The organism is Deltaproteobacteria bacterium (assembly GCA_016223005.1).
In the GTDB taxonomy this organism is placed as follows: domain Bacteria; phylum Desulfobacterota; class GWC2-55-46; order UBA9637; family GWC2-42-11; genus JACRPW01.
In genome coordinates, this window is the sequence record JACRPW010000080.1 from 1 (window position 1) to 20,623 (window position 20,623).

Genomic DNA, 20,623 nt, shown 5'->3' on the forward strand with positions numbered 1-20,623 from the left:
CCAAATACATGCCAATGATAAAAAACACCCTAAGGGAAAATGATATGCCTGAAGACCTTGCATATCTTGCCCTGATAGAGAGCGGTTTTAACCCATATGCATACTCAAGGGCAAAGGCAGTTGGTATGTGGCAATTTATCAGAGGGACAGGTCTTAAATACGGGCTTAAGATTAATGCATGGGTTGATGAACGAAGAAATCCTGAAAAGGCAACAATATCAGCGGTTAATTATCTGAAAGACCTGTATGCCATGTTTGGTTCGTGGGAGTTGGCTACTGCAAGTTATAACGCAGGAGAGGGAAAGATAATAAAGGCAATAAATATGCACAATACCAAGGACTTCTGGACAATATCACAGAAAAAATATTTAAAGAGGGAAACAAAGGATTATGTGCCAAAATTTCTTGCAGCAATCTTGGTAGCAAAAGAGCCTGAAAAATATGGTTTTTATGATATAGAATATGAAGAGTCTGTTGAATATGAAATAGTTACAGTTCCGGGTGCAACAGACCTACGTGCTGTTGCAAAGGCAGGCAACTCAACCCTTGAAGAAATCAAGGCTCTAAATCCGGAACTTCTTCGCATGTTTACCCCGCCTAATGCAGGCAACTATGAGATAAAAATACCACATGGAAGCAAAGATGCATTTTATGACAACTTTGCCATGATACCGCAAAAGGAAAAGAGGAACTTTATAACCCATAAGGTAAAGAATGGGCAGACCATTTCAAAGATAGCAAAGGCATACGGGATACCCTCTGATTCTATTATCTATCTTAATGGCAGCAGCAACGTGCGCACAGGACAGGAAATTGTAATACCTGTTATGGCAAACTTTAGTAATACAAAGATAGGAACAAAGACAGTAACAGCAAAAAAGGAACTTAAGAGACTGGCAAGGAAAGAGATAAATTATACTGTCAAAAAAGGTGATACAATCACAGGTATAGCCAGAGAATTTGGCACAACAATAGATGCAATAAAGCAGTGGAATGGTATAGATGATACAGCAAGGATATTCCATGGTGATAAAATCAGACTATTCCCAAGTATAACCCGCCTTGATTATCCCAAAAATGCAATTGCAAGATAAAAAACCATGATGATTTCAGTTGAACAGGCACTTGATATAATCCTTTCTGATATAAGTGTTATAGGACAGGAAAGACTGCCTATCACACTTGCACTAGACAGGGTTCTTGCAGAGGATGTTGTGTCAACCCGGGATAATCCGTTGTGGGATAATTCTGCAATGGATGGATATGCGGTTATCTCAGAAGACACAAAAGGTGCGTCAAGGGATAATCCTGTAATATTAAATGTTGCAGGAGACCTGCCTGCAGGATATGTTGCAAAGAATCGTTTGAAAAATGGTGAGGCAATAAGGATTATGACAGGAGCGCCTGTCCCTGAAGGTGCTGATGCTGTTGTGATGGTTGAGGATACGGAGAGACAGTCAGGAGTCAGAAGTCAGAAGTCAGAAGTTAAGATATTTAAAGAGGCAAAACACGGCGATAATATCAGGAAGGCAGGGGAGGATTTTAAAAAGGGTGATTTGCTGATAAAAAAAAGCACAGTTATACGGCATATAGAAATAGGTGTAATGGCTGCTATTGGTAAATCATTTGCCAGTGTGTATCAAAGACCAAAGGTTGCTGTCCTTGCTACAGGTGATGAACTTGTTGAGGTAGATGAACCCCTTGATAAAGGAAAGATAGGCAACACCAATAGTTATATACTTTCTGCACAAATAAGGGCGTGCGGCGCAGAGCCTGTTTATATCGGCATTGCAAGGGACAGAAGGGAAGATTTAAAGGAAAAACTTAAAATAGCATCCAAGTCTGACTGCATAGTTTCATCTGGCGGTGTATCTGTTGGTGATTTTGACCTTGTTAAAGATGTATTAAGGGAGATGGGCACAGAGATGCGTTTCTGGAAGGTTGCCATGAAGCCGGGTAAACCACTTGCATTTGGCATTATAAACGGCAAGCCGTGTTTTGGACTGCCCGGCAACCCTATATCATCACTTGTTGTATTTGAACAGTTTGTAAGGCCATCAATATTAAAGATGCTCGGCAGAACGAATATATACAGAAAAACCCTGATGGCAGTGCTTACAAAGGATATAAAAAAGAAGGCAGACAGGACACACTTTGTAAGGGCAGTGTTAAGAACAGAGGGCGATAAATATTATGCAGAGCCTTTGGAAGGACAAGGTTCAGGAATGCTCGCATCTTTTGTATCTTCAAATTGTCTGATTGTTCTGCCCAGGGAAGAAACTGTATTTAAAAAGGGTGATTTGGTCAGAACGCAGCTTATTGACGATAGTTTCTTGTACCAATAAATCTTTTCTTGACCACGATTATTTTAGTGGTTATTATAAGTATGTAAGGGTAAAATGCCGAAGTGGTGGAACTGGCAGACACGCCATCTTGAGGGGGTGGTGGGATTTCCCGTGGGGGTTCGAGTCCCCCCTTCGGCACCATAAATAAACTTTCAGATTCTTCCCGACGAATTATACACAGCGTCATAAGTAAATCAGCATACTTAAGCGTCAGAACAAAGCAGACCAAGACGCGACAAAGCGAGGAGTGAGGCGTATTTTAAGCATACGCCGCAGCGACCTGTCTGCGTGCAACGCACAGGCAGGCGAGCTGAGGGGCAACGCAGGTATGCGAAGTTACGACGCTCTGTATAGATAGAAAAGCCGATATCCCCTACACAACACTAACCAAAATTGAAACCGGAGTAATAAAAAAGCCGTCGGTTTTCGTTATGGCTAAGTTAGCCAAAACGCTTGGTGTTTCAAGATTTGAGCCAAAGACTATAGGTTCAGGCTTCCTAATAGGTCAGGCTTCCAGCCTGACAGTCAGGCAAGATGCCTGACCTATTAAGGACAAAACGGAGCATATTTTAAGTATGTGAGTATTTGGACAGCCAGATTTGACGCAGTATTTGACCAAAGATTACGTTTACCAAAAAATGCAATTGCATTTTTTGGGTTAATAAAATAGAAATATGAATAGATCGCTATTGAGCAAACAAATGAACAAAGAAATGATTGATGAGTTAAAGAATAACACTCAAGCCCTTTTGTCTTTCTTACAAAATCAAAATGACGGGACAATAGTTTATGTTTTAGAAAAGTTAGGTCGTTTAGAAAATGGTTATAGCAGAGAGCCTTTATTAAATTTATTAAACAATCAAAACGAGAACATAAGAGCGTTATCGTTAAAAAATTTAGCAAAGATGTCTGATATTTCTTTACTCCCTGTTTTTGTAAAATATGCCAGCAATGACGAAAGCACAGAAGTCAGACGAGAGTCAGTATCTGCGATTGGCCGATTAAGAAATGAAAAAGCAATTCCAACCTTAATAAAATTTTTAACCGATAGCGATCCAAAAGTAGTAATGCAAGCCATTAGAGGATTGCTTGTTTTCCCAAATAGACCAGAAGTAAAACAAGAGTTAAAAAAACTTCTCAATCACCCAAACGAATTGATAAAAGAAGTAATAAATAAAGAAGTAAATGGTTTTAGTTATACATCAAATAGTTCGCAAAAGCACGATGAGTTTCCATCTTTTTTGAGAAATACGGTCGTACATGGCGATGTCCAGGAAGCATTAAAATATGTTCCGGACGAGTCAGTACATTTAACCTTTACTTCACCGCCATATTACAACGCAAGAGATTACTCAATTTATCAAAGTTATGAAGAATATCTGAATTTTTTGGAAAATGTTTTTAAAGAAGTTCATCGCGTTACCAAGGAAGGTAGATTTTTTGTCCTTAATACCTCGCCAATTATTATTCCAAGAATAAGTCGGGCTCACGCCAGCAAAAGGTATCCAATACCTTACGATGTTCACCCATTGTTGGTAAAAATGGGTTGGGAATTTATTGACGATATTGTCTGGGTTAAACCAGAGGCAAGCGTAAAAAATAGGAATGCGGGATTTTTACAACACAGAAAGCCGCTCGGTTATAAACCAAATGCGGTTTCAGAAATGTTAATGGTTTATAGAAAGAAAACGGATAAATTGATTGATTGGAATATACATCAATATAATTGGGATAAAGTGAAAAAAAGCAAAGTTTTAGACGAATACGAAACAACAAATATCTGGAGAATTGACCCGACTTTTGATAGGGTGCATAGTGCTGTTTTTCCGATTGAGCTTTGCAACAGGGTAGTTGAATTTTATTCATTTGTTGGGGATTTAGTTTTTGATCCATTTGCTGGTAGTGGCACGCTTGGCCGAGCGGCAGTAAATTTAGATAGGCATTTCTTTTTAACCGAAAAAGAAGCAAAATATATTAACCGGATTAAAGAGGAATTATACAAGGGCAATAATTTATTTAATTCAAAAAATAATCAACCAAGATTTTTGGATATAAAAACATTTATTCCATTATCAAAAGAAAAAATATGACAATCACGGAACAAGTAGCAAAAAACATTATTAAAAAATTATTGAGGGGCGAGGATTACCGAATTGAAGTAGTTACCTTAATCAATGCGGAGTTTTTGCAGTTTGCAATTGATTTTTTCAAGAAGATTGTTGACGCGAAACTTAAAAACAAAAACATAACCGTTGACTCGGTATAAAAAGGAGTTTTTAAATCCAAACTTACCGGCCAGAGATATTGCTATAAATTCGGGATTAAACAAAAAGACAATTCACAATATGTTTAATTCCTCTACGAAAGAAATTGTAATTGATGCGTCAAACGAACACTACGATGCGCTTTACGAAGCAATCAAAAATCTTGTAGATACAGAACACGATCTTGAACTTACATTAACGATAAAATTTAAAGGGGTTAGCGTTGATTTGAATGTAGGCGAAAGTTTAATCGTAATAAATACACTGGCTGTAAAAAGAGCAGAATTAAGAGGGGGTCTCTGGAGTACTGCGGGCAAGAGAGTTGAAAAACCCTTAATGCAAACTTTGTGCGGACTATATGGCGTTCCAAGTAAAAATTATGCCCTCAAAATAAAGGGTAAAGTTATTGAGGAGGACGATTTTGAGAGGGAAATTGATTTTTACTTGGTTGAAGGCAGAAATCAGCACAAATGCGAAGTTAAGTTAATGGGTCGTGGCAATCCCGAAAGTGCCGACGCAGTTATAGCCAGAGACAGCAAGGTTTTTGTAGCTGATAAACTTTCAGATACCAACAAAAAACAATTAAATAGCCGAAGGGTTGAATGGGTTGAGTTAAGAAGTGACGGCGGTTTCAGAAGGTTTGAAACTGTTTTGGACCACTTGAAAATTCCGCACGAAAAGTTGCCGGAAAATATTGATAAAAAATTAGAGAGCGTATTTAAAGAAATTTTTAAATAAATACACCATAAATAATATCATGCAGGGGCTATAAACTGGCAGGCAAAATGCCCTTTAATGAACACGAGATAACAGGCAGACTCAAGACATCCTTTATAGGCAGACCGCTTTATTTCCATTCAAAAATAGATTCAACAAATAATGCTGCATACTCACTTGCCCTGAAAGGCGCTAACGAAGGGACTGTCGTTGTTGCAGACTCGCAGGAAAAGGGGAAAGGCAGGCTCGGCAGGAGATGGGAGTCGCCTGAAGGTGTAAATATCTATACATCTATAATACTCCGTCCTGATATACTACCAACATTAGCCCCACAGATAACACTCTTGGCAGGTGTGTCCGTTGCAGAAACTATCTCACAATATTTAAAGAAAAAACCATCTCTCAAGTGGCCAAACGATGTGCTTTTAAATTCAAAAAAAACTGCAGGGGTTTTAACAGAGATGAACTCAGATGCAGGCAGGATAAATTTTATTATTATGGGAATAGGCATAAATCTGAATATGACAGCGGATATGTTCCCTTATGAATTAAGACATATTGCAACATCTTTAAAAGAGGAGACAGGCAAGGAAATCTCAAGGGAAGAGTTTTTACAGACACTCTATTTGGCAATTGAAAGATGGTATAAGATATACCTAAAAAGCGGTTTTAAGCCTATTTGTGAAGGATGGAAAAACTATTCTAATATGGGAGGCAAGTTGGTAAGGATTAAAGATAAGGATAGAGAGATAGAAGGTGTTGCCCTTACAATTGACGATAATGGATACCTCATCATAAGGGACGAGTCAGGGAATATCATAAAGATTATTTCAGGGGATGTATCTGTATGAGGATTTATTTATGACGCTGTGTATAATGAGAAGTGTTCACGGCATAAAATTTGTTACAGCACCGATACTTGAAACTGATAAGATAACCCATGCCTTTTTAACAAGGATAGGTGGGATAGATGGAAGAAATGAAGACCGTCTGGAAAATATAGAGGGCAATACGGCAAAGACCTCAAAGGTGTTTGGCTTTACATCCTCTAAACTTATCACAGTCAATCAGGTTCATGGTGATGATATAGTTATTATTGATGGGAAGCAATCTACTGCAAAAGGTGTTTGTGCTGATGCAATAACAACAAATCTCAAGGGTGTGCCAATCGGGGTCTTAACAGCAGACTGCCTTCCTGTAATCCTATTTGACCCTATTAATACAGCAGTTGGTATTGTCCATGCAGGATGGAGAGGAACCTTAAAAAGAATTGTCAGCAAGACAGTCTCTGTAATGAATAAAAGATGGGGGTCATCGTATAATCAAATGCTAGCAGGGTTAGGTCCGTGTGTAGGGGAATGCTGTTATAATGTAGGCAAGGATGTTGTTGAAAGATTTAGGACTGAATTTTCTGATAGCAGGGATTTCATCAAATCAAAGGAAAATGAATGGCATTTGAATTTTAAAAGGGCAAATTATAATCAATTAGTTTTTTTAGGACTCCTTAAAAAGAATATATGGGTTTCAAGATATTGTACCTCGTGCAGAAAAGATTTATTTTTTTCATATAGACGGGATAACAAAGAAACAGGCAGGCAACTTAGTTTTGTGATGATAAGGGAGGGGATTTGATAATCGGTCTTACAGGCGGCATAGCATCAGGGAAGACCATTGTTGCAGAATTTCTCAAAGGACTTGGTGTGCATGTGATAGATGCTGATGAAATATCCCGTGAGATAACAAAGATAGGAACCCCTGCTTACAAGGATATAGTAAATGAATTTGGCACAGATATACTCAAGACCGACAGGACAATAAACCGAAAGAGGCTCGGAGAGATTGTATTTGCAAATGATGCGCTGCTTAAAAAATTAAATAAAACAACACATCCACGAATAATAGAAGAGGAAAAAAAGCGGATAAGGGATATACAGTTAAAAATCCCTGATGCAGTGATTGTTGTAAATGCTGCCCTGCTTATTGAAACAGGACACTACAAAGAGATGGACAAGATAATAGTCGTGTATGTTGATGAAGAAACACAGATAGAAAGGCTAATGGCTCGGGATGGTATTACAGAGGCTGCGGCAAGGATGCGGCTATCCCGTCAGATGCCTTTAAAAGAAAAGGTTAAATTTGCCGACTTTGTGATAGATAATAGTTTTAGTATTGAAAAGACAAAAGATGAAGCAGCAGTGGTGTTTAAAAAAATGACTCTATGAAAAATTACATCCTGCTCTCTTTTTGGTTTGGCATCCTTACCCTTCCATTTATGGGGGTCAAGGGTGCTGTATCTGTCTTTATAGCAATAGGTGCAGGGTGGGGCATATTCTTTTGTATTACAAGATTTAATCTTGCAAACTGTTTAAAAGACCTAATATTACCTGCTATTAAACCTTTTAAAAAGAGGCTTACAAAACGAAGCATCTATTTTGCAAATTCAGGTTTAATACTAATACTTATAGCACTCCCCGGTTTTATCAATAATTATTATATAGATGTTCTTACACTGGCAGGGATGTATGCTGTGCTGGCACTTGGCTTGAATATAGTTATAGGTCTTGCCGGGCTTCTTGACCTTGGGTATGTATCCTTCTATGCAATAGGTGCGTATGCCTATGCCCTGCTGTCAACAAAGGCAGGGATCTCATTCTGGATGGCAGTACCAATAGGCGGTTTGCTTGCAGCCATGTTTGGTCTTTTACTGGGGATGGTTACATTCAGACTCAGAGGGGATTATCTGGCAATCGTCACACTTGGCTTTATTCAGATAATTCATATCGTCCTTAACAACTGGGACAGTCTTACAGGCGGACCAAATGGAATTCTGGGTATTGCACGACCCGGTATAGGTTCATTTATATTTAATCAGCCTGTCCATTTTTACTATCTAATCATTGTCATATTGATAGTTACAGTAATTGCAATGCATAGACTCAATAATTCACGCACAGGCAGGGCGTGGATGGCAATAAGAGAAGATGAGATTGCAGCAGAGTCAATGGGGATTGATACAACCCGTATGAAATGTCTTGCCTTTAGTCTCGGTGCGTTTTGGGCAGGGATTGCTGGTGTGTTCTTTGCAGGTAAGTTTGCATTTGTGTCGCCTGAGAGTTTTACATTCATGGAATCTATCCTTGTTCTGTCAATAGTGGTTATCGGGGGCATGGGTAGTATACCGGGTGTCATAATAGGCGCCCTGACCATTATAATACTTCCAGAGGTATTAAGGGGGTTTTCAAATTACAGGATGCTAATCTTTGGTGCAATGCTTATTTTAATGATGCTCGTAAGACCGCAGGGTTTGATAGGGAGTCAGAGAAGAAAGGTGGAACTGCATCCTGATGACGAAAAGATTTATATGCAGGAGATGGAATCATTATACGATGCAAAATCTTAATCTTCTGTCTTTGAATAAGTCATTTTTTGGGGTTATCTTTTTATCCTGTGCAATTTTTGGATTAATCTCAACAATCTTCATTTCCTCTTTGTTGTCAGATGCCCTATAAAGGATCTCACCATAAGGGCTTATGATTTGACTCTTGCCGATAAACCTTAATGATTTTCTGTTAATGCGGTTTTCTGTGCCAATCCTGTTTGATGTTATGGCAAAGACCCTGTTTTCAAGACACCTTGTTATCATTGCCTGCGGACAGTGAGGCAGAACCAGATTTGATGGGTGGCATATAATATCTGCCCCCTTTAATGCGAGTATGCGGGCAACCTCAGGGAAAATCCAGTCAAAGCATATCATCATGCCTATCCTTGCTATACCGATATTATGCACATCAAACGGGGTATTGCCAGGGGTGAAATTTTTTTTCTCATTCCAAAAAAGGTGTGCCTTTCTATAAACAGATATAAGACCTTTAGGTCCTGCAAGAACTGAAGAGTTGTAAAACCTTCCTTTAGATTTTTCAGCAATGCCAAAGACAACAAAGAGTTTCCTCCTTTTTGCTGTATCAATTAATGCCTTTGTGGTATAGCCTGCAGGCACATCCTCTGCAAGGGATGACAACTCTTTTTTTGATTTAAACTGATACCCTGTTGAAAACAGTTCAGGTAAAACAAGGAGGTCAGCATCTGTAGAGATTATCTTTTCCACCGCATCTTCCACATTTACACGGATGTTTCCAAAGACAGGTTTGGTTTGTATAAAGCCGATACGCATAGATATTCCCCAAAAATCAATGTCTATTTTTGGATATTGCAATAAATATTAATTTCCTTTAAAATTAAAATTAAAAAAAAAAAAAAAAGAGGTAAAGATTTATGCACAAACTTCCTATAATAAAACAACTTGAAGATGAACTGAAAGAGGTGGAAAGGGAACTCAGGTTAGAGATTCCAAAAGAATTAAGAAAGGCGGCAGCCCATGGAGACCTGAGTGAAAATGCTGAGTACAGCGCTGCAAAGGAAAGGCAGTCATTTCTTCAGGCAAGGTTTACCCATCTCCATTTAAGGATAAACACACTTGCAAACCTGAAATTGGATTCCATTCCAAAGGATGTAGTAGGTTTTGGTTCAAAGGTGTTTCTTGAAGATGTAAATAACGGCAGTAGTGTTGTTTATGAACTTGTAACACCTGAAGAGGTTGACCCTAAAAACGGGAAGATTTCTGTGGGTTCACTAATCGGCAAGGCGCTGTTTGGGAAGATGGAAGGAGATGAGGTTAGCATAAACCTGCCAGCAGGCACAAAGGAATATGCTGTTCTAAAGGTTCTTACTATCCATGAAATATTGGGCTGATGTCTACCTAATGCTCATGCAGGTTTCATCCCTAAATCTATCCTGAACTCCATTAGTTTCATAATATCCCGCCTTGTGATTATTCCGACAAGTCTATTATCCTCAACCACAGGCAATCTTCCCCTGCCCAAATTTATCATCTTTGTCATGGCATCCATCACACTGTCAGCAGGACTTATAACCGTTTCACCTACAGCAGAATCCATCACATCTCTTGCAAATATAGAATCCCACTCAGACTTTGGAATCTGCCGTACATCATTGAGCGTAAGCATGCCAACAAGTTTTCCATCTGATATGACCGGGAAACCAATAAAGTGGTGGACAAAAAAGAATTCTTCCGCCACCCTTGAGATTGTATAGTTATCAGGGATGGTTACTACATCCTTTGTCATTGCATCCCGCACATTCACCCCTGCCAGAGTATTTCTGATAAGGGCCTGCTGATAGCCGCTTTCTGCTGCCTGCTGTAAGAATAATCCTATAAATACAGACCACATACCGCCCAGAAAATTCCCGGCAAATACCTGTATAATGCCAAAGAATATAAGCAGCATAGCAAAGCCTTTACCTATACTGCTTGTAATCGCTGTTGCTTTTTGAACATCATTTGTCTTTTGCCACAGGATTGCCCTTAATACCCTGCCGCCGTCCAGCGGGAAACCCGGTATCAGATTAAACACCACCAGAATTATATTTATCATCACCAGATAGTCTAGTATCGCTGTTATAAGCGGTGCGGTGATTATTATCTGCAAAATCCATTTTAAGATATAAAATACAAAGACAAGAAATATGCTTGAAATGGGCCCTGCAATAGCGATTTTAAATTCTGCCATTGGTTCTTCAGGCTCTTTTGAAAGTTTGGCAACACCACCGAAGATAAACAGTGTAATCTCTTTTATCGGAGTGCCCAGTTTGTTTGAAACAATAGAGTGGCTTATTTCGTGAAACAGGACAGAGGCGAAAAGAAGGAGTGATGAGATTATACCCATCATAAGATAAATGAGTCCACCTTTGCCGGGATAGTGCAAAGGGAAATACCCCGCTGCCAGACTCCACACAACGAGGCTGAATACAACAAACCATGTAAGGTCTAAAGAAACCTGTATGCCAAATATTTTCAAGAGTTTTATGCCGCGCATAATAATCTATCTATATCCTTCCATCTTACTTTTTATAAAGTTATCTGTATCAGATACACTTCTGAACTTAAGAACCTCTTTAGCAATTTTCCTTATCTCCGAATAACTAACCTGTCTTATCATCTTTTTAACCTTTAAAATGGAAAAGGCATTCATGCTTAAATTATCCACACTGAGTCCCACAAGTACCATAGCATATTCTGGTTCACCCGCCATTTCACCGCAGACACCCACCTCAATACCGGCATCATGGGCTGCATCCACAACACCCTTTATAATCCGCAGGACTGCAGGATGTAAAGGTTTATACAGATATGCCACATGCTCATTGCCCCTGTCTATTGCCAATGTATACTGGAGGAGGTCATTTGTCCCGATGGAAAAGAAATCTACCTCTTTTGCAAAGACATCAGCAATAACCGCACTTGAAGGGACCTCAATCATCACCCCTATTTTTATATTTTCATCAAAATGCCTGCCTTCTTTCCTAAGTTCCTCCTTTGATTCTTCAAGGAGTGACTTTGCTGTCATAAGTTCATCAAGACCTGAAATCATAGGGAACATTATCCTTACCCTGCCGAATGCACTTGCCCTTAACATTGCCCGCAGTTGTGTTTTGAAAATGTCTGGTTTTTTAAGACAAAACCTGATTGCCCTTAGTCCCATCGCTGGATTTATCTCCTCTGCAAGGTCCATCTGTGAAAGGAATTTATCTCCACCTATATCCAATGTCCGCAGGGTTACAGGTTTTGGGGCGATCCTCAAAACCACATCTTGGTATGCCTTTAAATGCTCATCTTCAGACGGCAGATGCCTTTTGTTCAGATATAGAAATTCTGTCCTGTAAAGCCCTATACCTTCTGCGCCATGCTCAATAAGTGGAGGGAGTTCCTCAAGCATCTCTATATTCCCCATTAGTTTAACCTTGTGTCCATCAGTGGTTTCAGCAGGAAGGTCTTTATAAATGTGATATAGTTTTTGATAATTTGCATACTCTATCATTCTCTCTTTATAAATTTTTAATGTTTTTTCAGAGTAGTTTATTGAGATTGTGCCGTCAGTTCCATCTACTATAATAATATCACCGTCGTTTACTATCTGGCTGATATTTTCAATACCCACAACAGCAGGTATTTCAAGCGACCTTGCAACTATTGCAGTATGGGATGTCTTGCCGCCCACATCTGTCAGAAATGCAAGGACATTTCCCTTAACCATCTGCATTGTGTCTGTTGGCGCTATATCATGGCTTACAACAATAACCTCTCCTTTTATATCTCCTATACCTTTATGTTTTTTGCCCATAAGGTTTCTGATTATCCTGTCACCGATATGCTCAATGTCAGACCACCGTTCCCGCAGATACGCATCGTCTATCCTGCTAAAAAAATTACGTAAGTCCTTAAGCACTGACTTTAATGCCCACTCCGCATTTATCATATCAGCCTTTATGAGTTTAACTGTGTCATGGATGAGCGTCTTGTCCTCCAGCATCATGATATGTGCATCTATTATTGAAATGTGTTCAGTTCCCATGCCATTTTTAATAATCCGTTTCTTGATATTCAATAACTGTCTTTTTGACTCTTTTAAGGCATTTTTAAACCTTTTTATCTCAAGGGACGTATAAGACTTATCCATATAGCAGAATGCAGGTGCATCAAGACTGGCGCTGTCTAGTTTATAGACCCTGCCAATTGCAATCCCCGGCGACACCCCGATACCCCTTTTTACAATCTCGGCTGCAGTATGTTTTTTGTCAGTATCTGTCATCAATCTTCACCGAATTTGTCGTTAATGAGTTTTTCTATAGCATATATTAGATTCTCTGCATCATCGCCATTTGCTGTTACAGTAATCCGCGAGCCCTCTGCAGCAGCAAGCATCATTACACCCATTATGCTTTTGCCGTTTATCTCTTGTTTACCCTTGCTGACTAAAATATCTGATTTGAATCTGTTTGTTATCTGAACAAACTGGGCTGCTGCCCGTGCATGAAGACCAAGTCTGTTTTGTATGGTAAAGGTCTTTTTGACAGATGAGTTTGATTTGTTGTTTTTCATAACTGTAGAAGACCCATTTAGTTCCTGATATGCGGAGCAATGTGCCAGTAAATTACATTTATGATAAATATTGAATATACAATAACTGATACCGAAACCCCTCTTCTTATAAGCCATGCAAAAAGAACAGTTGCGACAGGTATTGCCATCAAATTGATAATATTCGTATCAACCACAGGCAGTTTAATCTGCCATGCCTTTGAACCGTATAACGCAAGAAATAGACCCAATAAAAAGACAGTCCAATATCTTATCTTTATACTTACATCAGGCATGTTGAGCGATTTGATGTATTCTGCTGCATCTATTCCCATGGAATAACCTGCAAATAAACCTTTAAACCTCATCCAGATATGCGGGATATTATATATGACAAGAAATGCAGCCCCTGCCCATATACCAACAGAGAGTGCAGCAAGCATTACCCCTGTTACTGCTGCCATTGGTTTTATAGAGCCCCAGTAATACATATCCCCTATCGCGCCATAAGGTCCCATCAGGCTTTTCTTAAAGATGGAAACAGTTTCAGTAGGCACCATGCCTTCTTTTATATCCTCTTCAATCTTTATTGCACTGCCAATGATGACGGATGCCATATAAGGATGGGTATTAAAAAATTCCATATGTCTTTTAACTGCCTTTACGAGTTCATCTTTATCTTTGTATATCTTTTTTAGCGCTGGTGTAATTGCTAGTGCAAAGCCCATGCCCTGCATCTTTTCAAAACTCAATGCAGATTGGATAAAAAAAGAGTTCCACAATACCTTAAATAAACTAAATTTGTTTAATCCCAATATATCCATAGGTATTTCATCCCAAATAATACGTGAACCCAGTTAGAAAGGATGGGCTTTCTAACGGGGTGAACAATATCCGCGCATAATCTGGGTTCATGTGATAAGATAAAAAGAAATAATAAAGGCCATGAAAAATATAACCGCCCCTCCCTTTATTCCATGTGTTGTATTAAGTGCGGACGCAATGCCAATTATCGGGAGAATGACCGTGATACCTGCCAATGCAGATATAAATCTGTCTGTAATTAGAGGATGTATATGGATGATGCCAAATATCCCAGAAACTATAAATATAAAGAATATTAGTATATTTATAACAAGAAGGGTTAAGATTGCCATTATATTAAATCTCCAGACACCTGACACAGAACCGCTTTCAATGGACTCTATAGTCTTAAAATAGTAGTATTTATTAAATTTACGCACCAATTCATCTGCCTTCTGGCAGACTACTGCAAAAGGGATAACCATTAAAATACATAACCCAATAAGTCCTTTTTCAGGCAAAACTCCTTTCATGCTTGCTGCAATTGCAACTGCTATAACAACTGCTGCGGTTTCATGTGATGGAATATGTCCGCCTACCGGTAAATCCCCTATCCATAATAGTTCAAGGATTGCACCTATAACAATGCCAATAGTAAGAGAACCGCAGACAATGCCGATTAAAGGGCCTGCTACAATTGGCCTTGAGATCATTATTTGAAATGCAGCACTCCTATCCAGCGAGATAACACCGCCTGCGATAGATGCAATAAATGCCTGCAACAATATATCTTTCATTTCTTATCCATTGGAATTTTTACTGCCTTATCCGAAGGTATCGCCCTTATGTCTATTTTAACCCCTGCCTCCTGAAACCTCATAATATGGTCCATATCTTCACTATCAATATAAACAGATGTGGAGAGTGACATACCATCTCCGTTATGATGTATATTGCCAATATTCAATGAAGAAAACCTTATCCCTGATGAATATAGTTTTATGGCATCCTTTAAACTTGAAATAATCATAACAATCTTTTCTTTATCAGAATCCTTTGATTTTACATAACTTACAGATTCATCTATACACCTTACCTTTATCTCCATCCCTTTTGAAGCACAGGACTGTATTGCCATCTTTTGGACTGGGTTGCCGGCTGCTTCGTCATTTGCCACAATCAGAGAGGTTGCCCTGCAAAATGGCAACCATGCCTCCATAACCTGGCCATGCAGCAAACGGTCATCAACCCTGACAAGGACTATGCCCATTACCCCCCTCCCTGCCTGCCTTTCAGCATTTCACTTGCTATGACAATACTATTCTGTCCGCTTGTTTTCAGAATGCCGGCAAGTTGAGTCAGGTTTTTATCCTGACGATGACTTGACAGTTTTAAAAGCATGGATAAGTTGACACCTGTTAATACCTCTACCCTGTCATCTTCCAGAAATGAAAGACCGATATTAGATGGTGTCCCGCCGAACATATCTGTAAGTATAAGCACCCCCATTCCTGTATCAAGGTCTCTGATGGCAAGAGATGTAGATTTTCTTATATCCTCTAAGTTATCACCATGCCTGATAGCAATACATTTTATATCTTCAATCTTGCCTATGATTGTTTCAGCAGTGGCTACAAGTGTACTTGCTAAGTTGCCGTGACTCATTATAATAACGCCTACCATTATGACTCCTTAAGAACAGGTTATAGGCAATGGGTGATAGGTGATAGGAAAAACTAAAGCCCATAACCTATAACCTATAACCTGCCTTTATGGTTTATCAATATCCCTGTGTCTTTTCTTTATGACGCAGTATTTGCTGGGCATAACATTATGCAGAAAATCAACAACAGCAACAGACCTGTGTTTACCGCCTGTGCATCCTATGGCAATTGTAAGATATGCCTTGCCTTCTTTCCAGTATAAAGGCAATAGATAGTCCAGAAGTTCCAAAAACCTTTCAATAAACCCCTGCGCCTCATCCTTTTCAAAGATAAATTTTTTGACTTCTTCATTTCTTCCAGTCAGTCCCTTAAATTTATCTACAAAGTACGGATTTGGCAGAAATCTCACATCCATTATTAAATCATCATCACTGGGTATGCCGTAGCGGTAACTGAATGAGACAAGGTGGACTATTATCTTTTCTATATGACGGGGTTCTGAAAAATAATCCTTTATCACCTCTTTTAGTTGATGGATATTATAATTGGAAGTGTCTATAATCTTACTGGATAATTCCTTAATATCTGACAGGACATCTCTTTCAAGTTTTATGCCGTCAAGAGGAGTGCCATTCTCAACCAGTGGATGTTTTCTTCTTGTTTCACTGAACCGTTTTACAAGGGCATCATCAGATGCCTCAAGATATACAAGTTCGGGTTTGTATCCAAGACCCTTAATTTCTTTAAATATACCGGGAAAGTCTTTCAGGAACCCCCTCTCCCTTATATCTATGACAGCGGCAATCTTTGTTATCTCTTTTGACTCTGATGAGAGTTCCAGAAACTTTGGGAGGAGCGACACAGGAAGGTTGTCAACACAGAAAAAACCGATGTCTTCAAGAACCTTTATAGTAGTGCTTTTACCTGCACCTGACGGGCCGCTTATTATCACCAGACGAGTATTCTTCATATCGCTATACCGTAAAAATCAATGTCTATTTTTGGGTTATAATGCCTGTCTTACGTCTATCTACTCTTCGCCTATCGTTTCTTCGTTTTTCTTTTTTATTGTTTTTGTGAATTGCATGCTCAAGTTGTTTCTGGAACTCAAAGGCAGAGTGATACCCCATAATCTTTAAAATCTGGTTTCTGGCAGCCACCTCTACAATTGTTGCAATGCTCCTGCCAGGGCTTACAGGGATGCGCAGGAACGGGAATTCAACTTCCAATACTTCATATTTACCTTCATCAAAACCAAGCCTGTCATATTTCCCCTCAGGATCCCACGCAACAAGTTCCACAACAATATCCATCTGCTTTTTTTCCCTTACTGCAGTTATCCCAAAGATATCCTTTATATTTACCACCCCAAGTCCCCTTATCTCCATGTGATATTTTATAATATCTGCTGCTATGCCAAATATTGTGGATGGAGACATTTTTTTTATTACCACCACATCGTCAGATACAAGTCTGTATCCTCTTGAAATTAAATCAAGGGCACACTCACTTTTTCCAATACCACTCTTGCCGAGTATCAATATCCCAACACCCAAAACATCTACAAAAACCCCATGTACTGTTGTAGTAGGGGCAAGTTTATCCTCAAGATATTTTGTGAGTCTATCTATAAATAGTGATGATGTGAGCGGTGTTTTAAACAGTGGAATCTTTTTTCTTTCTGTGAGGTCTGCAAGGAACTGGGGAATCTTCTGCCCGCGGGTTACTGCATAGCAAGGCGATGGAGTTTTCTCCAACTTCTTCAAAACAGGCAGGAGCATCTCGTTTGACAGACTCTTAAGATACCCTATCTCTGCCTTACCGAATATCAATGTCCTGTCAGGATGGAAATTATCAAGCAGCCCTGTTAACAGAAGACCTGGTTTTTGTATCCGTGGTGTGGTTATCTTTTTGCTTATCCACTGCTTGCCGGATACAATCTTGAGTTTAAGTTTTTTCTCTGCCTCTTTTGATAATAATTCCAAGGCAGGTATGCTCGTAGACATTTTTATACCTTTTTATCTTCCTCTAGTATAATTTTGTATATATCATCTGGAGTGGAAGCATCCATGAGTTTTTTTCTGAAAGATGCATCATGCAGGAGTCGGGATATTCTGGCAAGGATTTTCAGATGGCTTGCAGTGGAATCCTCAGGCGCGATGATAAGAAAAAAGAGATGGCTTGCCTTGCCGTCAAGGGATTGAAAATCAACCCCTTTTATACTTCTTCCGAAAGATACGATGATATGATTCATCCCCTTTATCTTACAGTGAGGGATTGCCACACCGTAACCAATGCCTGTAGATCCAAGTTTTTCCCTTTCAACAAGAACATTAATGAGTGTTTCTGTGTCAATACCATTTACCTTTGATGCTATATCAGATGCCATCTCTTCAAGTAAACCCCTTTTATCATTTGATTTGAGGTTTGGGATTATATACTCTTTGTTAAGCACATCAATAATTCGCATAGATTATCTCTCTCCTTTTAATGAACAAGCAAGAACTCCCTGTGTTCTTGGCACAGGGATGAATTGCCTCAAAATTTTTGTCATTGCCCGACTTGATCGGGCAATCCAGAGAATTGAACTGGATTCTCCGGTCAAACCGGAGAATGACAGCATTGAGTTTTTGTCTTTTACGCCCTGCACTCTTGGCGCAGAGTTCTTAACAACAAGTTTCTATCAAATAAAGATTTTGGTGTCAATAAGGTTAATATCCTATTTTAAGCCGCTGCGCCAGTGCAGCCGGCAGTCCTGCATTCAGAACTTTATGTGCAGTTTTTATAATATCATATTGGACCCTGAAAAACCTCACCAGTCTTTCTTCTGCATCATACAATACAAAAGATGCCATGGGGCTGCCATCCCTGGGCTGTCCAACTGCGCCTGGGTTTATAAGATATAAACTTCTGGTATCTGGTCGGACTTCTATATCAAAGGCAGTATATATGTTTTCATCAATATACCTATATGTTATTGATCTGTGTGTATGCCCAAAAAAGCATACGGCCGGGTGTAAATGCTCAACCTTCATAAGTTGAAAATTTTCATAAGCATCATTAAGGGTCAGGATATACCTGTCGGTATTGTTAATAAAACCATGAACTGCTGCTGCCCTGCTGTTGTCAAAGGTGAGCATTCTGGGAAGGTTTTTTAAGAAGAGAAGGCTTTCCTGATTGAGTTGCTTTCTTGTCCAGTATATTGCCTCTTTTGCAATGTCTGTGAAATTATCAGTCCCTTCAAGTCCCGCTGCCCTTGAGTCGTGGTTGCCCATAATACACTTGATATTACGGGACCTGACTATATCAACACACTCATTCGGATTGGCATTGTACCCAACTATATCGCCCAGACAAATTATATCCCTTATGCCAAGGCAGTCTATCTTTTCAAGGACGGCATTAAATGCCTCAAGGTTGGAATGAACATCTGAGATAATTGCATATCTCATGCTGCCAAAAGTTTAAACCATACAGTATGGGATTGCAAGTATTACATACCCAAGAAAAATACTGCAGATTTTTATTCTTGACATTTGTCAAACCAAATAAGTAGAATACCCAGCATGAGACGGACATTCATCATTGGTGCCGCATTTCTGATAATATTCATCAATCTAAAACCGCTTGCCTCTGCCTTTAATACAAGGCCTGCGAAAACTCATTTTGCGCTTTTTTGCATGGTGTCAGATAATGGTAAAACCTCTTGCCCTCACGAAGCATGTCCAATCATGGACAAGGGGACTCATGATGCAAAAGCAAAGGATTCGTGTGATATAAGGATAGGCTGTGAGACAAACCATCAGCAGGAAACAGCATCGTCATATGTCACTGGTAATGAAATGTCCATTTGCGGCTCATATTTTAATAAAAATTATCAACCGTCTTTAGTTTTTAACCCTCAGCCGTTAGCCGTTAGCCTTCAGCCTTCAGCCTCATCAATAGACAAACCACCTCAGAATATTCTTTAAATCCCCACAAATTAGACATCAAAAATGAGAAGTATCTTTCTAATCTCTCGTTTCTGTATTTACTATTTCTGATTTTCTGTATTCCAGACATAAAGAGGTTAACATGCGATTTTTTAAACTGCTTACCGTTTACTGCTTACTGCTTACTCTCTTATCTGCCTGCGCCAAAGGCAGTAATGACAAGGTGGAAGAAACCTTAATAGGCAAGCCCGCCCCTGATTTTAAACTTACAGAACTGCACGGCATGGAGTATAAACTTTCTAACATGAAAGGGAAGGTAATCCTTTTAAGGTTCTGGTCAACAAGATGTGTTTCATGCAAAGAGGAGATGCCGAAACTTGAGGCAAGTTACAAGAATCTAAAAGACAAGGGCTTTGAAATACTTGCAGTCAATGTTGAGGACCCAAGGGATAAGGCAATGAACTTTGTCCACGAATTAAAATTAACATACCCAATCCTGTTAGATGAAGACCAGAAGGCTGCAGGTCAGTATAAGGTTTACGGTATTCCAACCTCTTTTTTCATAGATAAAAATGGCATTGTCAGGGGAAGGGTATTCGGCGGCATGGATGAAAAGACGATTGAAAAAGTTGTCATGCCTTTGTTGGAGGATAAAGCCGTAACACCTAACATAGAGGAGAAAAAGGGGATTTTTGTTCCACTGAAGGATACGGATTCTAATACTGCAGGGAGTGCTCAAGGAAAATTTACCATTCCAACATATGGCGACTTTACTCTTACAGACCATAATGGAAATAGGACGAATCTTAAGCATTTTATGGGCAAGGTTGTAATTATGTTTTTTGGTTATACCAACTGTCCTGATGTATGCCCCACAGGCCTTCGTCATATAGACTCAGCCCTCAAACTTCTTGGCAGCAGGAGAGGTTAGGTTCAGGTGCTTTTTATCTCTGTTGACCCA

Annotated in this window: 23 protein-coding genes, 1 tRNA gene and 1 pseudogene; 13 read left to right on the forward strand and 12 right to left on the reverse strand. The window is 39.3% G+C overall.

Annotated elements, in window-relative coordinates:
- Window positions 1-44: 44 nt before the first annotated feature.
- The 10 genes and pseudogenes from HZC45_08390 (at window position 45) to HZC45_08435 (ending at window position 8,726) form a co-directional block, all read left to right on the forward strand.
- Complete coding sequence (locus HZC45_08390) at window positions 45-1,094, forward strand: transglycosylase SLT domain-containing protein (GenBank protein MBI5683161.1); 1,050 nt, start codon at window positions 45-47, stop codon at window positions 1,092-1,094.
- Window positions 1,095-1,100: 6 nt separating this feature from the next.
- A complete protein-coding gene (locus tag HZC45_08395; GenBank protein ID MBI5683162.1) occupies window positions 1,101-2,345 on the forward strand; it encodes a molybdopterin molybdotransferase MoeA in 1,245 nt (414 codons plus the stop codon).
- Between the two features lie 56 nt (window positions 2,346-2,401).
- A tRNA-Leu gene (locus HZC45_08400) sits at window positions 2,402-2,486 on the forward strand.
- 209 nt (window positions 2,487-2,695) lie between these two features.
- The gene (locus HZC45_08405) at window positions 2,696-2,887 is read left to right on the forward strand and encodes a helix-turn-helix transcriptional regulator (protein MBI5683163.1); all 192 of its coding nucleotides are present in this window, start codon (window positions 2,696-2,698) and stop codon (window positions 2,885-2,887) included.
- A gap of 159 nt (window positions 2,888-3,046) precedes the next feature.
- Window positions 3,047-4,435, forward strand: a complete 1,389-nt coding sequence (locus HZC45_08410; protein ID MBI5683164.1) for a HEAT repeat domain-containing protein — start codon at window positions 3,047-3,049, stop codon at window positions 4,433-4,435.
- Window positions 4,432-5,347 (forward strand): annotated as a pseudogene (locus HZC45_08415) (CfrBI family restriction endonuclease). The gene HZC45_08410 and the pseudogene HZC45_08415 overlap by 4 nt, the downstream one beginning before the upstream one ends.
- Window positions 5,348-5,394: 47 nt before the next feature.
- Window positions 5,395-6,177: a biotin--[acetyl-CoA-carboxylase] ligase gene (locus HZC45_08420; protein ID MBI5683165.1), complete on the forward strand. Its 783-nt coding sequence runs from the start codon at window positions 5,395-5,397 to the stop codon at window positions 6,175-6,177.
- 10 nt (window positions 6,178-6,187) lie between these two features.
- Window positions 6,188-6,958, forward strand: coding sequence for a peptidoglycan editing factor PgeF (gene pgeF / locus HZC45_08425; GenBank protein MBI5683166.1), 771 nt, complete (start codon window positions 6,188-6,190; stop codon window positions 6,956-6,958).
- Entirely contained in the window at window positions 6,955-7,548 is a 594-nt protein-coding gene (locus HZC45_08430) for a dephospho-CoA kinase (protein ID MBI5683167.1), read from the forward strand. The genes pgeF and HZC45_08430 overlap by 4 nt, the downstream gene beginning before the upstream one ends.
- Window positions 7,545-8,726, forward strand: coding sequence for a branched-chain amino acid ABC transporter permease (locus HZC45_08435; GenBank protein ID MBI5683168.1), 1,182 nt, complete (start codon window positions 7,545-7,547; stop codon window positions 8,724-8,726). The genes HZC45_08430 and HZC45_08435 overlap by 4 nt, the downstream gene beginning before the upstream one ends.
- On the opposite strand, the gene HZC45_08440 is transcribed toward HZC45_08435, so the two are convergent.
- Complete coding sequence (locus HZC45_08440; GenBank protein MBI5683169.1) at window positions 8,706-9,497, reverse strand: acyltransferase; 792 nt, start codon at window positions 9,495-9,497, stop codon at window positions 8,706-8,708. The genes HZC45_08435 and HZC45_08440 overlap by 21 nt on opposite strands.
- 101 nt (window positions 9,498-9,598) lie before the next feature.
- Here HZC45_08440 and HZC45_08445 point away from each other — a divergent pair, with 101 nt between their 5' ends.
- Complete coding sequence (locus tag HZC45_08445) at window positions 9,599-10,075, forward strand: transcription elongation factor GreA (protein ID MBI5683170.1); 477 nt, start codon at window positions 9,599-9,601, stop codon at window positions 10,073-10,075.
- 14 nt (window positions 10,076-10,089) lie between these two features.
- On the opposite strand, the gene HZC45_08450 is transcribed toward HZC45_08445, so the two are convergent.
- The 11 genes from HZC45_08450 to HZC45_08500 all read right to left on the reverse strand — a co-directional run bounded on the left by HZC45_08450 (window position 10,090) and on the right by HZC45_08500 (window position 19,182).
- Window positions 10,090-11,220 carry a site-2 protease family protein gene (locus HZC45_08450; protein ID MBI5683171.1) on the reverse strand — a complete coding sequence of 377 codons (1,131 nt, stop codon included), beginning with the start codon at window positions 11,218-11,220 and terminating at the stop codon, window positions 10,090-10,092.
- A gap of 6 nt (window positions 11,221-11,226) precedes the next feature.
- Window positions 11,227-12,993 (reverse strand): phosphoenolpyruvate--protein phosphotransferase, encoded by a 1,767-nt coding sequence (ptsP, locus tag HZC45_08455; GenBank protein ID MBI5683172.1) that lies wholly within the window; start codon window positions 12,991-12,993, stop codon window positions 11,227-11,229.
- Complete coding sequence (locus HZC45_08460) at window positions 12,993-13,283, reverse strand: HPr family phosphocarrier protein (protein MBI5683173.1); 291 nt, start codon at window positions 13,281-13,283, stop codon at window positions 12,993-12,995. Before HZC45_08460 ends, ptsP begins: the two co-directional genes overlap by 1 nt.
- Window positions 13,284-13,300: 17 nt before the next feature.
- A complete protein-coding gene (locus HZC45_08465) occupies window positions 13,301-14,086 on the reverse strand; it encodes a PTS system mannose/fructose/sorbose family transporter subunit IID (GenBank protein MBI5683174.1) in 786 nt (261 codons plus the stop codon).
- A gap of 87 nt (window positions 14,087-14,173) precedes the next feature.
- Complete coding sequence (locus tag HZC45_08470; protein MBI5683175.1) at window positions 14,174-14,863, reverse strand: PTS sugar transporter subunit IIC; 690 nt, start codon at window positions 14,861-14,863, stop codon at window positions 14,174-14,176.
- A complete protein-coding gene (locus HZC45_08475; protein ID MBI5683176.1) occupies window positions 14,860-15,336 on the reverse strand; it encodes a PTS sugar transporter subunit IIB in 477 nt (158 codons plus the stop codon). Before HZC45_08475 ends, HZC45_08470 begins: the two co-directional genes overlap by 4 nt.
- Window positions 15,336-15,749, reverse strand: coding sequence for a PTS sugar transporter (locus tag HZC45_08480; GenBank protein ID MBI5683177.1), 414 nt, complete (start codon window positions 15,747-15,749; stop codon window positions 15,336-15,338). The genes HZC45_08475 and HZC45_08480 overlap by 1 nt, the downstream gene beginning before the upstream one ends.
- Window positions 15,750-15,836: 87 nt before the next feature.
- Window positions 15,837-16,700 carry an RNase adapter RapZ gene (gene rapZ / locus HZC45_08485; GenBank protein MBI5683178.1) on the reverse strand — a complete coding sequence of 288 codons (864 nt, stop codon included), beginning with the start codon at window positions 16,698-16,700 and terminating at the stop codon, window positions 15,837-15,839.
- Window positions 16,701-16,725: 25 nt separating this feature from the next.
- The gene (gene hprK / locus HZC45_08490; GenBank protein ID MBI5683179.1) at window positions 16,726-17,736 is read right to left on the reverse strand and encodes an HPr(Ser) kinase/phosphatase; all 1,011 of its coding nucleotides are present in this window, start codon (window positions 17,734-17,736) and stop codon (window positions 16,726-16,728) included.
- A 2-nt stretch (window positions 17,737-17,738) separates the two neighbouring features.
- On the reverse strand, window positions 17,739-18,200 hold the full coding sequence (locus HZC45_08495; GenBank protein ID MBI5683180.1) for a PTS sugar transporter subunit IIA: 462 nt from the start codon (window positions 18,198-18,200) through the stop codon (window positions 17,739-17,741).
- Between the two features lie 241 nt (window positions 18,201-18,441).
- Complete coding sequence (locus HZC45_08500) at window positions 18,442-19,182, reverse strand: metallophosphoesterase family protein (GenBank protein ID MBI5683181.1); 741 nt, start codon at window positions 19,180-19,182, stop codon at window positions 18,442-18,444.
- 114 nt (window positions 19,183-19,296) lie between these two features.
- On the opposite strand from HZC45_08500, the gene HZC45_08505 reads away from it, so the two are divergent.
- Both HZC45_08505 and HZC45_08510 read left to right on the forward strand, forming a co-directional pair.
- Window positions 19,297-19,701 carry a hypothetical protein gene (locus HZC45_08505; GenBank protein MBI5683182.1) on the forward strand — a complete coding sequence of 135 codons (405 nt, stop codon included), beginning with the start codon at window positions 19,297-19,299 and terminating at the stop codon, window positions 19,699-19,701.
- A 103-nt stretch (window positions 19,702-19,804) separates the two neighbouring features.
- Window positions 19,805-20,593 carry a redoxin domain-containing protein gene (locus tag HZC45_08510; protein MBI5683183.1) on the forward strand — a complete coding sequence of 263 codons (789 nt, stop codon included), beginning with the start codon at window positions 19,805-19,807 and terminating at the stop codon, window positions 20,591-20,593.
- Window positions 20,594-20,623 lie beyond the last annotated feature (30 nt).

Coding starts and splice junctions, on each gene's coding strand:
- HZC45_08435 (MBI5683168.1), top strand. CDS start 7,545: ATGAAAAATTACATCCTGCTCTCTTTTTGGTTTGGCATCCTTACCCTT.
- rapZ (MBI5683178.1), bottom strand. CDS start 16,700: ATGAAGAATACTCGTCTGGTGATAATAAGCGGCCCGTCAGGTGCAGGT.
- HZC45_08395 (MBI5683162.1), top strand. CDS start 1,101: ATGATGATTTCAGTTGAACAGGCACTTGATATAATCCTTTCTGATATA.
- pgeF (MBI5683166.1), top strand. CDS start 6,188: ATGACGCTGTGTATAATGAGAAGTGTTCACGGCATAAAATTTGTTACA.
- HZC45_08510 (MBI5683183.1), top strand. CDS start 19,805: ATGCGATTTTTTAAACTGCTTACCGTTTACTGCTTACTGCTTACTCTC.
- hprK (MBI5683179.1), bottom strand. CDS start 17,736: ATGTCTACGAGCATACCTGCCTTGGAATTATTATCAAAAGAGGCAGAG.
- HZC45_08480 (MBI5683177.1), bottom strand. CDS start 15,749: ATGGTAGGCGTTATTATAATGAGTCACGGCAACTTAGCAAGTACACTT.
- HZC45_08445 (MBI5683170.1), top strand. CDS start 9,599: ATGCACAAACTTCCTATAATAAAACAACTTGAAGATGAACTGAAAGAG.
- ptsP (MBI5683172.1), bottom strand. CDS start 12,993: ATGACAGATACTGACAAAAAACATACTGCAGCCGAGATTGTAAAAAGG.
- HZC45_08420 (MBI5683165.1), top strand. CDS start 5,395: ATGCCCTTTAATGAACACGAGATAACAGGCAGACTCAAGACATCCTTT.
- HZC45_08505 (MBI5683182.1), top strand. CDS start 19,297: ATGAGACGGACATTCATCATTGGTGCCGCATTTCTGATAATATTCATC.
- HZC45_08465 (MBI5683174.1), bottom strand. CDS start 14,086: ATGGATATATTGGGATTAAACAAATTTAGTTTATTTAAGGTATTGTGG.
- HZC45_08495 (MBI5683180.1), bottom strand. CDS start 18,200: ATGCGAATTATTGATGTGCTTAACAAAGAGTATATAATCCCAAACCTC.
- HZC45_08460 (MBI5683173.1), bottom strand. CDS start 13,283: ATGAAAAACAACAAATCAAACTCATCTGTCAAAAAGACCTTTACCATA.
- HZC45_08450 (MBI5683171.1), bottom strand. CDS start 11,220: ATGCGCGGCATAAAACTCTTGAAAATATTTGGCATACAGGTTTCTTTA.
- HZC45_08475 (MBI5683176.1), bottom strand. CDS start 15,336: ATGGGCATAGTCCTTGTCAGGGTTGATGACCGTTTGCTGCATGGCCAG.
- HZC45_08410 (MBI5683164.1), top strand. CDS start 3,047: ATGAACAAAGAAATGATTGATGAGTTAAAGAATAACACTCAAGCCCTT.
- HZC45_08470 (MBI5683175.1), bottom strand. CDS start 14,863: ATGAAAGATATATTGTTGCAGGCATTTATTGCATCTATCGCAGGCGGT.
- HZC45_08390 (MBI5683161.1), top strand. CDS start 45: ATGCCTGAAGACCTTGCATATCTTGCCCTGATAGAGAGCGGTTTTAAC.
- HZC45_08500 (MBI5683181.1), bottom strand. CDS start 19,182: ATGAGATATGCAATTATCTCAGATGTTCATTCCAACCTTGAGGCATTT.
- HZC45_08440 (MBI5683169.1), bottom strand. CDS start 9,497: ATGCGTATCGGCTTTATACAAACCAAACCTGTCTTTGGAAACATCCGT.